The sequence below is a fragment of the Brevibacillus brevis genome (genome assembly GCF_022026395.1).
Classification (GTDB): Bacteria; Bacillota; Bacilli; order Brevibacillales; family Brevibacillaceae; genus Brevibacillus.
The window spans coordinates 2,690,949-2,705,860 of record NZ_CP041767.1 but is presented as its reverse complement, the minus strand read 5'-3'; the positions used below and the strand labels follow the sequence as shown (position 1 = coordinate 2,705,860).

General features: G+C 49.7%; 15 protein-coding genes. All 15 read right to left on the bottom strand.

From position 1 onward, the window contains the following. Positions 1–97: 97 nt before the first annotated feature. Entirely contained in the window at positions 98–1,885 is a 1,788-nt protein-coding gene (locus tag FO446_RS13425) for a M3 family oligoendopeptidase (RefSeq protein ID WP_237900838.1), read from the bottom strand. Between the two features lie 144 nt (positions 1,886–2,029). Beyond that, a complete protein-coding gene (locus FO446_RS13420; RefSeq protein WP_173609420.1) occupies positions 2,030–3,247 on the bottom strand; it encodes a M20 family metallopeptidase in 1,218 nt (405 codons plus the stop codon). Positions 3,248–3,284: 37 nt separating this feature from the next. Continuing rightward, on the bottom strand, positions 3,285–4,247 hold the full coding sequence (locus FO446_RS13415) for a P1 family peptidase (protein WP_221867066.1): 963 nt from the start codon (positions 4,245–4,247) through the stop codon (positions 3,285–3,287). Continuing rightward, positions 4,247–4,804, bottom strand: coding sequence for an ECF transporter S component (locus FO446_RS13410; protein WP_056493023.1), 558 nt, complete (start codon positions 4,802–4,804; stop codon positions 4,247–4,249). Before FO446_RS13410 ends, FO446_RS13415 begins: the two co-directional genes overlap by 1 nt. 66 nt (positions 4,805–4,870) lie before the next feature. Continuing rightward, positions 4,871–5,707 carry an energy-coupling factor transporter transmembrane component T family protein gene (locus tag FO446_RS13405; protein WP_173609422.1) on the bottom strand — a complete coding sequence of 279 codons (837 nt, stop codon included), beginning with the start codon at positions 5,705–5,707 and terminating at the stop codon, positions 4,871–4,873. 13 nt (positions 5,708–5,720) lie between these two features. Next, complete coding sequence (locus FO446_RS13400) at positions 5,721–6,581, bottom strand: energy-coupling factor transporter ATPase (protein ID WP_237900836.1); 861 nt, start codon at positions 6,579–6,581, stop codon at positions 5,721–5,723. Continuing rightward, the gene (locus FO446_RS13395; RefSeq protein ID WP_237900834.1) at positions 6,578–7,447 is read right to left on the bottom strand and encodes an energy-coupling factor transporter ATPase; all 870 of its coding nucleotides are present in this window, start codon (positions 7,445–7,447) and stop codon (positions 6,578–6,580) included. The genes FO446_RS13400 and FO446_RS13395 overlap by 4 nt, the downstream gene beginning before the upstream one ends. A gap of 162 nt (positions 7,448–7,609) precedes the next feature. Continuing rightward, positions 7,610–8,908: a sigma-54 interaction domain-containing protein gene (locus FO446_RS13390; RefSeq protein WP_173609425.1), complete on the bottom strand. Its 1,299-nt coding sequence runs from the start codon at positions 8,906–8,908 to the stop codon at positions 7,610–7,612. Continuing rightward, positions 8,905–9,147, bottom strand: coding sequence for a hypothetical protein (locus FO446_RS13385; RefSeq protein WP_173609426.1), 243 nt, complete (start codon positions 9,145–9,147; stop codon positions 8,905–8,907). The genes FO446_RS13390 and FO446_RS13385 overlap by 4 nt, the downstream gene beginning before the upstream one ends. A gap of 24 nt (positions 9,148–9,171) precedes the next feature. Next, positions 9,172–9,507, bottom strand: a complete 336-nt coding sequence (locus FO446_RS13380; RefSeq protein WP_173609427.1) for a DUF4406 domain-containing protein — start codon at positions 9,505–9,507, stop codon at positions 9,172–9,174. A 119-nt stretch (positions 9,508–9,626) separates the two neighbouring features. Beyond that, entirely contained in the window at positions 9,627–10,298 is a 672-nt protein-coding gene (locus tag FO446_RS13375) for a GNAT family N-acetyltransferase (protein ID WP_237900832.1), read from the bottom strand. Between the two features lie 41 nt (positions 10,299–10,339). After that, complete coding sequence (locus tag FO446_RS13370; protein WP_237900830.1) at positions 10,340–11,011, bottom strand: GNAT family N-acetyltransferase; 672 nt, start codon at positions 11,009–11,011, stop codon at positions 10,340–10,342. Between the two features lie 36 nt (positions 11,012–11,047). Next, positions 11,048–11,905, bottom strand: coding sequence for a carbon-nitrogen hydrolase family protein (locus tag FO446_RS13365; RefSeq protein WP_237900828.1), 858 nt, complete (start codon positions 11,903–11,905; stop codon positions 11,048–11,050). A gap of 128 nt (positions 11,906–12,033) precedes the next feature. After that, positions 12,034–13,293 carry a M20 family metallo-hydrolase gene (locus FO446_RS13360; protein WP_237900826.1) on the bottom strand — a complete coding sequence of 420 codons (1,260 nt, stop codon included), beginning with the start codon at positions 13,291–13,293 and terminating at the stop codon, positions 12,034–12,036. After that, complete coding sequence (locus FO446_RS13355; protein WP_221867070.1) at positions 13,290–14,912, bottom strand: amidohydrolase; 1,623 nt, start codon at positions 14,910–14,912, stop codon at positions 13,290–13,292. Before FO446_RS13355 ends, FO446_RS13360 begins: the two co-directional genes overlap by 4 nt.

Sequence of the window (14,912 nt, the reverse complement as noted above, 5' to 3'; positions counted from 1 at the left end):
TTACTTTCTCCTTCCCCTCTGTTCCCTATGCGCACAAAAACGCTTTGTATCATAAATAAAAAACGTCCGCTCATGACATAGCGGACGTTCTTCCTGTTTAGTTCAGGCGAGCAGATGCGAGCTCAACGAATTTGTCGATATCTTTTGCAACCAAAGAGAGAGAATTCCGCCAGAAATCAACTGAGCGTACGTCAACATCCATGATAGCTGCAACGTCCGCAACGCTCATTTTGCCCGTTACTGACAAGAGCTTGTCGTACTGCTCAACAAAAGCCTCCCCGCGCTTGAGATACTCTGCGTACAGGCCTTTTGCGAACAAGAGCCCAAAAGCATACGGGAAGTTGTAGAAATTGTAATCCGCGCTATAATAGTGCGGTTTGCATACCCACATGTAAGGGTGTAGGGCCGCCGGATCCAAACCATCTCCGTACGCGTCCTTTTGCGCTTGCAGCATCAGTTCGTTCAGCGTGGAAACAGACAAGGCACCTTCTGTTCTGCGCTCAAATACAGCAGTCTCGAACAAGTAACGGCTATAAATATCGACGATCACCTGACTTGCCCCGCTGATATCATTTTCCAAAATCGCAAATGCTTCCTCGGCTGTCGCTTGTTCCAGCGCTGCATTGGCAATGATGGTTTCGCACAAAATGGACGCAGTCTCGGCGATTGGCATTGGGTATTCGCTATTCAAGAATGCTTCGTTTACGAGACATTCTCCGTGATAACCATGTCCCAATTCATGTGCCATTGTGCTCACATCGCTGTAGCTGCCTGTGTAGTTGGACATAATTCTGCTCTCCCCTACGATGTGCAGGTTGTAACAGAATGCCCCTCCACGTTTGCCTTCTCGAATCTCTGCATCAATCCACTGATTGTCATAAGCTCGTGCTGCATAGTTGGCGAGCTTTTCGCTAAAGCTACCAAAGTGCTTCACGATGAAGTCGCGGGATTTCTCATACGAGAACCGCATGTCTGCCTCACCAACTGGCGCAAACAAATCATAAAACGGCAACTGAGCGCTCTCATGACCGAGCAACTTCGCCTTTGTACGGAAGTATTGATGGAAGGATGGAAGGCTCTCACGCATCGCCTGAAGCATCGCTTCGAGCGTCTCGCGGTCCATGCGGGAGTCTTGCAACGTCTTATCCAGCGGCGATTCATAGCCTCTGAGCTTCGCTACGGTAATAACCTCACCCTTAATTCCATTCAAGCTGGCAGCTGCAGCCTCATCAATTTTTTTGTAAGCGGCAAGTTCCGCCTCATATGCCGTTTTACGAAGCTGCGGATCTTTTTCGTTCGCCATGTTTCGTACTACTGGCAATGGAAGCTGTTTGTGCTCCCCATCGACTGTAATGTCTACCAGTAATGTGGAAGTCAGCATTTCATGGAGCTTTGTCCATGCATTTGACCCTGTATTTTTCATTTTTGCCAGAACGATTTCTTCTTTTTCGCTCAGCATATATTTGCTCTTGTCTGACATTTCTGTCAACATAAAGCGATGTGTCTCTAACAGCTCCGATTGGCTGATCAACTCGTCCAGGTTGCTCAACGATCCTAACCATTTTTGGAATTGTACGCCCGGTTCAACCAATTCAACAGCCTGATTCTGTACTTTTTCAATTGCGAGCAGTGCTGCTTCATTCTTGGCATCCACGCTAGCAGTCAACTCTCCGTAGGCGTACAAACGAAATTGCGTTTGCAGGACAGAGGTCATCATGGTGATGTATTTCTCCATTTTCGCTACTGCATCTTCTGAAGATTGCAAGTTTTGCGCTGCCCAGCTTTTGATCTCTTCTGTTTCACGTACTAACTTCTCCCAATCTTGTTTCCATTCTGGTGCATCAAACGAGGAATACAAGACATCCAATTTCCAACGCATATTCATGGGCACGCGCCTCCTTTTCGCTTATGTAACAAGCCTATTGTAAAAAAAATTAGATGGATTCTGCAAGTTTTTACTATGAAAACTTCTTTTTCGAGAATAAAAAGACTCTGCCGCTACCATAAGCAGAGTTCTTTTATAGGGCGATCAAGCTCGAACTGGCTGCGTCAAAAACGTCAACGCTGACAAGGCAAAAAGTTGGGTGGATTCCACCAATTGGTCAATGGCTACGTACTCATCTGCATGGTGAGGGATGTGACGATCGCCTGCGCCTGTCGTCAAAATCGGTATGCCGGCCTTGTGCAGGAAGGTACCATCTGTCGCACCTGGGACGCCATTATAAACGGGTTCTTTTTTGGTAATTTCCCGATACGCGCTAGCGACAGCAGTCACGACTTCTTCCTTCATGCCAGTCAACGTCCATGGGCGCTCTTCGATGACTTCCAAGGTGGCTTTGAACTTGTCATCTTCTTTGCTTAATCCTTCTAATATCTCACTGATTTCTTTATACAGCGCCTGGTGGTCCTGCCCGGGTACCGTGCGAATATCAAGCGTGGTCATGCATTGATCGGGTACGACGTTGATCTGGGCGTCTCCTTTGACCGGTGCCTGCAAAATCGTCGGAGTGATACTCGGCCACCCCAACATCGGGTGCTCTCCCAGACGAGCCATTTCCTTGCGCTCCAGCTCTTCTAATGCGACTATGGCGCGTGCCATCCTTGTGTTTGGATTGATTCCTGTCAGTGGCATGGCACCATGCGCCATTTTGCCAAACGTACGAAGAATCGCTCGCATGGCTCCTTTTTGCGTGATGCAGAGCTGATTTTCTTCCGGTTCGCAGATGATCGCAGCATCAACGTTGTTGGCCCAGCCACGGCGGATGAAATCTTTGATCCCGATCATCATGCTCTCCTCATCGCAAGGGATGCACAGGAGGATTTTTCCTGTAAAAGACTGTTTGGATCGTTGGATTGCTTTGACGGCACATATCGCAGCTGCCAGATTTCCTTTTGTGTCACAGGAGCCACGCCCGTAGATACGCCCACCAGATATTGTCCCGCCAAAAGGGTCATAGCTCCAAGCATCCCGGTCCCCTTCTGTTACGACATCTGTATGGGCTTCGAACAAAAGCGTTTTGCCAGGTCTACCCGAATCGTAAAAAGCGATGACATTCGGCCTGCCCGGAACAACCTCCTCATAGAAGACCTGCAAACCCATATTGCGAAGATAATCGGCGACAAATAGCGCGACCCGCTCTTCATTCGCTCCTGCCTGATCAGGGCGAAATACACTCGGAATTCTTACCAGCTCCTGCGTAAGGCGTACAACTTCCTGCTCGTCAACAAAGGATATTACCTGATTCATCCGCCAACCCTCTCCTCTGCATCCAATTTTGTTACACCTATTCCTGGAAGTAACTGCGATAAGATGGCAGCCCCCCTGCTTCCTCAGCTTGCTTAACCGCTTGGACGACGGCTTCTGCCAGCACATCTGCGGACAACGCGCCCACCAGGTCTACACTCACCTCTACTTCGCCTGTTGCTACAGCAAAGATCGTATCGCCATCGTACATGGTGTGAATCGGACGGATCGTACGGGCAAGCCCGTCATGAGCCATTTGCGCAACTTTGTTTGCTTCTGCTTTGGACAAGCGGGCATTGCTCGCGACTACGGCAATTGTCGTGTTCGTACCTGGAGGGATTGGGGCAAAAGCTTGCTGGCGCATCATCTCCACGCTATCCCGAATGGTACCCTGTTCATCTCTCGGTCCGGCTATGATCGTCCCTGACTGTGGATCTACGACATGACCGACTGCATTTACAGCAACGATTGCGCCTATGACGAGTCCTTTCGGTAGAATCACGGAAGCTGTGCCCACCCCGCTCTTCATCGCATTCTCAAATCCATTTAGCTTGCCTACTGACGCACCTGTACCAGCACCGACGTTTCCTTGTGCTACTGTCTCACGGCTTGCTGCCTGTGCTGCCTCATAGCCCATATGACGATCTGGACGAACCCGATAGTCGCCTACAGCCAGGTCGAACAAGACTGCTGCTGGAACGATAGGAACGACGCCATAGCCAACATCTAGCCCGATGCCTTGTTCCTCCAAATACTGCATGACACCTGAGGCAGCATCCAAGCCGTATGCACTACCACCCGAAAGGCAAATTGCATGGACGACACTCACCAGATTGAGCGGGTCCAAGAGATCCGTCTCACGAGTGCCCGGGGCTGAACCCCGGACATCCACGCCGCAGACAGACGGCTTTTCCAGCATAATCACACTGCATCCCGTTAATGTTTCTTCGTTTTGTGCATGCCCGACAAGAACGCCGGGTACGTCAACTATCGTTCCGGTCATTATAAGTCTCCTGAAATTTTTGATTTTTGCCTGCCCGCTGAGCCTAACTTCTTCCAGGCCGCCACGACTGCCAATGTCACAATGACAGAAACAATTGCTTCTGGCAAGCCGCTCGTGATTGCGACTGTTGTCGCTACACCAAGCGTCATGTAGCCTCGAATAACGGCCATGCCCAGTACCAGGATCGTGTTTGTCATCGCCCCGATAAAACCAGCGGCACCAATCGCCAAGTACTGATTGACGTTTTTCAAACCAACATAGGTCAAGTAAGCAGTCACGCCGATGAACAACCGTGGCAGGATGGCGACAAGAGGGTCTTTAAACAGCGGGACGGTGGCATTTAAGAAAGAAGAGACTCCAAATATAAGGCCAATGATCATACCAACGCCCCAGCCCTCCATTATGCCCCCGATAACTGCCGGGATGTGCATAATAGTGGCATTGCCCGCTGCTGTCGGAACCGGAATATAGCCGAGACGAGTCACCCCGAGCAAAATCGCGATCGCCCCCAAAACGCCTGCAATGACAATCTTGCGAACGGTCAAGCCTTTTTCCATGCATACTCCTCCTTTTACGAGTTTTATGTGGAATGCCCTACTCGGGCGAGTTCCCGCTAGTCTTCCTTACCAAGGTATGGCGAGCATGGCGGCAGAAATGACTATGCTTGCGATCAGCGCGACGTAATCCTTGCCTACTGCCTTGTACTGGGTGTATCTGGTCCGTGCGGCACCTGGTGTGTAGCATCTGGCTTCCATTGCCAAAATCAAATCTTCAGCTCTGGAGAGCGCCACATTAAACAGCGGGATAATGATAGGAAACATATCTTTTGTTCTCTGGATAATCCGCCACCATTCTCCTGTACCGAAGTCTGCACCGCGAGACGCTTGTGCTTTCATCATTTTTTCCATTTCCATCGCGAAGGTAGGTACAAAGCGCACAGCAATCGTAATGATCAATGCAAACGCGTGAACGGGAAACTTCACTTTTTCCAAAGGCCCCAGCAGTCGCTCCATGCCGTGCGTGAGTTCCGTCGTAGAAGTGCTGAGCGTGAGGACACTCGATAAGAAGATCACTTCTACAAAGCGCATGGCAGACACAATGACGAGGCGTACACTCTCACTCGTGATCGTGATGAAGCCGTATTTCAAATAAACCGTTCCGCCATTGACAACCTCCCCGTAAAAAAGCAACTGCATGATCGCCAATATAATGATAAAGGGGATAGCGGGCTTGATCCCGGATATGCCGTAATGCAGAGGGATCTTCGAGATTTGAAACATCCAGATACAAATGGCTAAAGCAAACAGATTGCCCACATATGTATCGCAGATGGCAATCGCTAAGATGAGAATGACGAAAGCACCAAGCTTGAAACGAGGATCGAGACGATGAACGACCGAAGCAGTGGGCAAATATTGACCGATCGTAATATTTCGCGTCAATTCAAATTCTGCTGACATGTGGACCCCCTCCTTAGCGGTTCAACAGTTTCAAAATTTCCATCGCTGTCTCTTCGGGTAAAAAAGCGCTAGGATCGATGCTGTAGCCATGCTCACGGAGCCTGTATAAAATATCGACTGATTCCGGTGTGCCGATGTGATGCTGTCGCAGCAATTCCTGATTGCTAAAAATTTGTCGTGGTGTCCCTTCGCAGACTGATTGGCCGTTTGCCATAACGTAGACACGATCTGCAAGCTTGGCGACCTCTTCCATATTGTGTGAGACGAAAATAACCGTTAGCTTTTCTTCCCGATTGAGACTGCGGATGCGTTCCAATAGCTCAAGACGAGAGCGCGGGTCCAACCCGGCAGTTGGCTCATCAAGCACGAGAACCTTGGGTTGCAAGGAAAGGACACCAGCCATCGCCACCTTGCGCTTCTGCCCTCCACTTAGGGCAAATGTCGGACGATCTTTCATCTCCTGAAACGAGAGGCCGACCAAGTCCATCGCCCACTGAACACGTCGCCGCACTTCCTCTAAAGGCAGCCCCATCCGAAAAGGGCCATAGGCTACATCATCACCGACCAGTTTTTCGAACAGTTGATCCTCCGGATTTTGAAAAACGAGCCCTACTTGTCTGCGCAATGTACGAATATCGATTTTGGGTGAAGATACGTCCATTCCATTGATGATGACCGTACCGGACTGCGGGCGAATCAGACCGTTAAAATGCTGGATTAACGTCGATTTTCCCGATCCGGTATGACCGATAATGGCCAAGCATTCGCCCTCTGCCACCTGGATGCTTACCTGATCGAGAGCCCGATGTTCGAGAGGTGTTCCCTGCATATAGACATGAGAAAGATTTTCTACGTTTACGATCGGTTGCGTCATGAACCACTCGCCTCCGCTTGTCTGACGTATAGACGATTAACCTCCGCAACAACTTCCTCATTGTGGATGAGATCAGGGGTAAATTCGCTATATTCGGAGTGGACGAGATGAGCGATTCGGCTCGCGTCTGGAACATCCAGATGGAGTTCGCGAAGTCTTTCCTGATGGGAAAATACTTCTCGTGGAGTCCCCTCCAATACGATCTTGCCGCCCTCCATCACGATGACGCGATCTGCTTCTGCTACCTCTGACATGTGATGGGTCACTGTGACAATCGTCATTCCTTCGCGATGCAGCTTGCGAACGACTGCCAAAATATCCTGTCTACCGTAGCTGTCCAGCATACTCGTCGCTTCATCCATGACAAGGACTTGGGGCTTCATCGCCAATATACCCGCAATGGCGATCCGCTGCTTTTGTCCGCCAGACAAATGATGAGGCGGGCGATGGCGAAATGCACTCATTCCTACTGCCTCTAAGGCAAAATCCACTCGTGTTTTCATCTCTTCCGCCGATGTCCCGATGTTCTCCAATCCGAAAGCCACATCGTCCTCTACAATCGTCGCGACAATCTGATTGTCCGGATGCTGAAAAACCATCCCGACACGGCTCCTCACTTCATGGATGCGCTGTTTTTCACGCGTGTTGATGCCGTTAACGATGACGTCACCTTCCTTTGGAGTCAAAATTCCATCGAGATGCTTAGACAGCGTTGACTTACCGGACCCATTATGACCGATAATGGCGACATATTCTCCTGGAAACACTTCTAGGGAGACATTTTGCAGGACAGGAATTTGTTGATCTTGGTTAACCTGATAGGCAAACGAGACATTTTTTACACGAATAATCGGTTGTGGTGTCATGCTCTCCCCTCGCCTCTTCGTAAAAGTCGTTATGTTGTGATCCCCATAAATAAGCAACTACCATGCCAAATGAATGTGTTTTTAATTTTCTGTTAATTATGCAATTAACGGTGCTTACTCTGTTGCAAACATGCATCGCTGATGTTGCACTTGCATCAATTTCTACGACCTTTCGTAGCGCTTCATTTTTCTCCACAGGGTGGACCGATCCATTCCCAAAATTTTCGCCGCCTCCCCCTTGTTTCCCTTTGTCTCCGCCAACACCTTTCGGATGACTTCTGCTTCTCCCTCTTCTTGGTCTCGGTAAGATTGTCGCTGATACAGCTTCTTGGCAAAAAAAGCTGTGTCCTTCTTGCCAAGTGCGTCGTCCTTGCAAAGCAAGACCATTCTTTCCACCACGTTGCGCAACTCTCGTACATTGCCTGGCCAGTCATATTGTTTGAAAACGTGAAAAACGGCCTCTTCTACTTTCAAATGCCTTTTATTTTCCCGTTCCTTGATTTCTTCCATAATCGACGCCACCAATAGCGGAATATCTTCAATTCGCTCTCGCAAAGCAGGTAACTCAAGCGTCAACACGTTCAATCGGAAGTACAAGTCTGATCGAAACTGGTTTTCTTCTACCAGCCGTTCCAAATCCCGATTCGTTGCCGCGATGACTCTCACATCGACCGGGACGATGCGCTCCCCGCTGATTCTGCGCACTTTTTTCTCTTGCAAGATACGCAAGAGCAATGCTTGGATCGGGATTGACAACTCACCGATTTCATCGAGAAACAGAGTGCCTCCGTGGGCCAATTCAAACAGCCCGGGCTTTCCGCCTTTTCGTGCGCCTGTAAAAGCTCCTTCCTCGTATCCAAACAACTCGCTCTCCAATAAATTGCCAGGGAGTGCCGCACAGTTAACCGGGATGAACGGTCCGGTTGCACGCTGGCTGCTCAAATGAATCCCTTGGGCAAACAGCTCCTTGCCTGTCCCAGTCTCCCCCTGTATGAGAACTGTCGCATCTGTCCGCGCAAATGTTTCCGCCCATTCCTTCGCTTCCCGGATCGCAGAAGACTCTCCCACGATATCCTCCAGGCGGAATTTGGCTTCCAAGCCGCTTTCCATGCTCTGCTTGCGAATGCGCATCTCCATTTTTTGAATGTCGGTAATCTCTTTAAAAGTAGACACAGCACCCACGATTTCACCCTCCACGACAATCGGCAAACGGTTAATGATAATTTGTCGATTCAGAATCGTCGCAATGTCCCCAATCTCTTTTTTTCCTGTTGCCAAAATCCTCAACATATCTGAATTGGGGATATAACGGGTAATTTTTTGTCCAACGATATTGCTTGGCAGACCGAGTATTTCCATCGCGTTTTTATTGACCCCGATAATCATGGAATCCCGATCGACCGCGATAATCCCGTCGTGAGAAGCGTCCAGAATCGCCTGCATGTGGATGTCGTGAATCATTTGCCTGGCTCTCCTTCCTCGGCTTGCTCAAGCAGAACGGCTACTTCTGGTGCTGGCCTTCTTGCCCGACGCTTTTTTCGTTTCTTTTTCCGTAAAACGAAAATGGACAGGAGCATCAGCGCGAGAATGGCCAGCTCAATCGGTTGTGCCAGCTTGGCAGAAGTCCAGCCGCTCATGCCCAGCAAGTGAAAGATGACGGCTATGTAAAGGAAGATCGATGCTAGATTTTGAGCTTTCACCTGTTTCACCTCTGTTGTTTCTGGTTAGAGAAAGAATGCGGCAATCACTTTATCGTTGATCCCACTCTTGGAGTAATAATGAACGGGCTTTCCTTGTTCTTTCGCATACGCAATTTCTTGTCTTGTACTGTTCCCGATATAGCCCTCTACATCGATGACAAATATCTCGTCGGACAAGTCGATTTTTCGAAAGTGAATGTCTGTGAGTAAAACTGCTTGCTCCTGTGATATTGCAAAGCCCTCACTCTGCTCGAAAAAGGCAACACTCATTACGATGTTTCCTTGGAGAGTCAAATACGTATTCGCCTGCTCAAATTCCTTTTTGAATTTGGTAGACCCACATAGGGTGATGATTTTCATTTTATGTCCCTCTCCATATGGTCTGTTTTTTTCGTAATAATCTGACTAGCCTACTACGAAAAACTCCCATGGAGCCGTGAACATAGCTCCACAGGGAGTTGGTTCTTGTTGTCTTTCGATTAGATGGGGAGCAGTTCCACCGTTTCTTTGCTCTCCAAGTCTTTCACCATATCGAGCCATGCCTGTGGCTTTTGTGGAAGCACAGCGTAATAACGCTTCAAGAACGTGACGATCAGTTCGGCTTCGAGCGTCGTTTGCTCTTCGTTTGTCGGCATGAAACCCAGATCGAGTCCGGATACCGCTTCGCCGTCATTTTGCCAGGATGGATGTACGTAGGTAAAGTTCGTACGTTTGTAGCCCAGATGAGAGAGCACTTCACGGCGTACAAATGGGTCCATGGGCTTAATTCCGCCAAAGCTGTGTTCTTCCACACGGTACGGGTCGTAGATTTCGGCAAACATCCCGTACAACTCCTTGCCGTTTTCAGCAGCCATCGCGAGCAGGTCCTTTTGACGCTCTCTAGCGAGGAATCGTCCTACTCCGAGTCCTTCGCGACCAATGATCGTAAAATCTGTCATGGCTACGTTCATGTCCGTGTAATAACGGTATTCGGTAGCGCCCACAACTTCTCCTTCGTGTACAGCTACAAATACACGAATGCCCGGATCTTCCAGTGGTTCTTTCCACAGATCGTACGCCAATACTTCCTCAGGCGGAAAAACCTCTTGCATCAAACGGTGCATCTTCGCAAACAGCGGATTGTCAATATGTTGAATACGTACGAATTCCATCAGTCGAATCCCCTCTCGATCGATTATGTCGGATAAACGCCCTACAGATGCTGCTGAAATGGATTTTTCCATTCCATGAGTGTCGCGTAGTTGCGAGATTCCTCATCTTCCAAATAATTCGATACGACCTGAACAGGCGTGCGACCACAGCGCATGAGAAATGTAATCACCGGGTCTCTTACTTCCCCTGTCAGAACACGCTCTAAATACTGCTCAGGCGACCATTGGTCTGCATAACGACCATATCCTGGCATGCGACCTCCGCCGAGCAATCTGCGCAGTTTCTTTTGTACCACCAGCTCATACATCGCTTGCATCATCTGTTGGCCCAATCCCAGCTTGCGGAAGCTCGGGCGAATGCAAATATCTACGATGTACAACGTGTCCCCTTGCGGATCATGATTACGGATATAACCGCTATCCGTGACATCCTCCCACTTATGCTCGGGTTGAGCGGGATCAAACTTCACGAGCAACCCTGTCATCGAACCTGCCAAAACGCCATCCACTTCTACACAAATGGCACCTTCCGGGAACAGCGTAATATGGTTCGTCAGCTGCTCCTGATTCCACCATAGCTCAGACGGGAATGGCGGAGGAAAGCTCTCCGCCTGTATTTGGATCAATTCGAAGAAGTCTGCCCGATTGTAGTTGCGTATGACGGCTCTGCGTGGCTTGTTCCCTTCAAATACATACAGCTCTTTTCTGTACATATTCATCCTCCTGCTGTCCTGATCACGATGGGTTGCTTACTTCCAGTCTGTATACAAATCGGTGCGGCGGTCGCGCCAGGTTGTGACAGAACCTTTTTCCCGCACGTCGTATAGCAATTGAATATCCAGGTCAGCGGTTACCATCATGTCGTGGTTGATTTCCCCTTCAGCAAGAATGCCTCGCGGAGGGAACGGCACATCGTTTGGTGTCAAGATCGCCGCTTGTCCAAAGTTCGCTCGCATGAAATCAACTGTCGGCAGCGAGCCTACTGTTCCAGTCAGCACCACATACACTTGATTTTCAATCGTCCGGGCATGACTGGTATAACGTACGCGGTGGAACGCATGGCGATCATCCGTGCAAGACGGGCAGAAAATGACGTCTGCACCCCGTGCTTTGGCGATGCGCACCCACTCAGGGAACTCGATGTCGTAGCAAATAATCATCGCGACCTTCCCTTTGTCGGTCTCAAAGATTTGCAGCGAGTCGCCAGCCCCCATGTTCCAGCCTTTTACTTCCCATGGCGTGATATGGATTTTTTTCTGCTGGCCTACACGTCCATCCGGGTAGAACAGAAAAGCCGTATTGTAAAGCTTGCCGTTTTCTTCGATGATGTGCGTTCCACCAATCAGATGCATCTCATATTTGGCAGCGAGGGAACGAAACAGCTCGACATAACGGGCCGTGAACGATGGCAATGCCGTAATCGGCAGCGCATGGCCCTGTTCGTCTCCGATTGACAAGAGTTGAGTCGTAAACAGCTCCGGGAAAAGGAGAAATTCTGTGTCGTACTCTTGCGCGTTTTTCACGTAGTGCTCAACTTGATTGGCGAAGTCTTCAAAGCTATGTATGGTATGCAGATGGTACTGCACAGCGGAAACACGCATTTTCATGCCATTCTTCCTTCCTCAGACGTGATAAGAACCTCTAAGAATAAAATATATCAAAAACAGTCTGTAAAGTCTCGTCATAGACTGTATGAAAAAAGTCGCCTATCCGCTTAGACGGGCGACCCTCTCTTTTATTGGTTGGTGCTCATCCGCAATACGGTTTTGTAAAGCAACTCTGTTCCCAGCGCCACGTCTTCATAGGCTGCGTATTCTTTTGGATTATGACTGATACCGTCCTTGCAGCGGACAAAAATCATCCCGTAATCACAGACGTAGGAGAGCGCCAAAGCGTCATGGAAAGGACCACTCATCAGTTCGCGCACAGAGGCACCGAGCTTGCTGCTCTCCTCATGCATGATTGCCTTTATCCAGTCGGCACAGTAACGCGGGTCACTATTCGTATCTTCCGTAATGGTATATTGCAATCCGCCTTCTACGGCGGCTAGCTCAATCGCCTCGCGCAACGCTTGTTCGCGCTCATCGCGTCGCTGCAAATCAATGTCGCGCAAATCAATCGAAAAACGCACCCGCTCGGGAATGATGTTACGCGAATCCGGGAAAACCTCCAAATGACCGACTGTACCAACTGTCGGCGCTTGTGGATCGAGCTTTGCCAACTCGTTTACTGCCAAAATTACTTTTGCCGCTCCGACCAGTGCATCCTTTCTCATCGGCATCGGTACGGAACCAGCATGCCCGGCAAAGCCAGTCAGCTCGACCGTCCACCACAAAGGCCCCGATATCGCCGACACGATTCCAATCGCTTCTTTGGCATCATCGAGAATTGGCCCCTGCTCAATATGCAGTTCGAGATAAGCACCAATGCTGCCTTTTGGATAAATAGACGCTTCCAGGCGATCAGGATCGCAGCCAAAATCAACCAGTGCCTGCCTGCGTGTAATCCCGTTTTTGTCCGTCCGCTCCAAGTCTGTCGGGTCCAGCATGCCGAGAATGCCTTTGGAGCCAAACAGTCCTTTTTGAAACCGGCACCCTTCCTCGTCACAAAACGCAACGACTTCAATAGGTTGTGTGGGCATGATTCCTTGTTCATTCAACGTCTGGACGACCTCCAGTCCCCCCAATACGCCGATCACACCATCGTACTGTCCACCGTATGGCTGCGAATCGATATGAGAGCCAATCATCAGAATCGGGGCTTGCTCATCCTTCCCCATCATCCGGCCAATCAAATTGCCGAAGTCATCGATCCGGGTCTGAAGACCGGCTTCTTCCATCCAGCTACGCACCAGCTCTACGCCTGCCCGGTCTTCAGCGGACAAAGCGAGTCGACATACACCCGTCTCACCTATTTTCCCGATTTGCGCCAATTGCTCGATTCGTTTTTGCAGGCGTTCTTCATTGATCGCAAGCTTTCTCGCTTTTACGTTCATGCTTGTAGAACCTCCTCATCTTGGCGATGATAGACGAACTCTCCATCTATCATCGTTTTGTCTACGCGCAGCTCTTTGATGCGATCTGCCCGCGTTGCCAAAATATCGCCGTCCAGCACCACGAGATCAGCCAGCTTCCCGACTTCAATACTCCCTTTGATCCCCTCCTCAAAGCTGGCGTACGCTCCGTTCCAAGTAAACATGCGAATCGCCTCCATGATGCTGACCCTTTGATTGATCCCCACATCCTGACCTGTTTTACTCAACCGATTAACAGCAGCATGAATCCCGATCAGCGGGTTGAAATCAGTCACGGGACTATCCGATGCGCCTGCCGCAATGATCCCCGCGTCTACCTGATCCCTCGCCGGAAACATATGTCCGACACGCTCTCCGATATTTTTTACATACGAATCGCCGTAATCATAGATAAAAGCAGGATTCGGAATGGGTACGACACCTAGCCGAGCCATTCTCGCCAACAGATCAGGCGCAGATACACCCGCATGCTCAATCCGATGTCGGTGGTTCTCGCGCGGATGGGCTTCTAATGCCGTTTCAAAGCTTGTCAGCAGCATGTCAATCGCTCGATCTCCCTGGGCATGAGCGGTAATTTGAAAACCTTTTGCATGTGCCTCTCCCAAAATGGTATTCAACTCGTCCTGTTCATAGTAGAGAATTCCGTAATCATCTGGTCGGCTGGTGAACGGTTCACGCATGGCCATCGTGGGCGCAATGCTTGCCCCATCGGTAAAAACCTTCGCAGGTCCGATACGGAAGCGAGCATTCCCCGTACCCGTTACCATTCCCGCATCGATCATCCTGCGGACAAAATCATCCGATTGATTCAGCGCACAAACCATTGCGTAGATGCGAACTTTTACGTCACCTTTCTGTACCGCTTTTTGCATTGCCCGATAGTTCTCTGGACCGTATCCTCCCGCATCATGGACACTCGTAATGCCCGCAGCAACAAAGTCTTTCGAAGCCAATCGCAGACCTTCGATATACTCGGCTTCTGTAAAAGCAGCTTTTTCAAACATGTTCATATGTGCCGTTTCGATGAGGAATCCGGTTAGCTCACCATCTGCATCACGCTCAATGCGTCCACCTTGTGGATCGGCTGTGTCTCTGTCGTAACCTGCAATGGCAAGCGCTCTGCTGTTTACGACAGAGTGATGAGCGCACGTCCTCATGACAAAAACGGGATGTGCTGTCGTCACTTCATCCAGCTCGGCGAGTGTCGGATAGCGTTGCTCTTGCATGAGATTTTCATCGAAACCACATGCCCTCACCCATTCCCCTCTGGGTGTTTTTTCCGCTTGTTCTTTCAGTGCAGTGAGCAGATCATCAATTGACCTGATCCCTCTCGCTTTGCAATCAACCCCCAGCTTGTTCGTACCGTATATCGTAATATGCAGGTGGGCATCGATGAAGCCGGGCAATAGACTTTTCCCTTGCAAATCAATGACGTTTGTATGTGATTGAATCAACTGCTTCACATCTTCATTAGACCCGACAGCAAGAATGCGATTCCCTCTGACTGCCACCGCCGCCGCCACCCGATTCTCTTGATCTACCGTGATCACCTGTCCGTTGATAAAAACAGTATCTGCCAT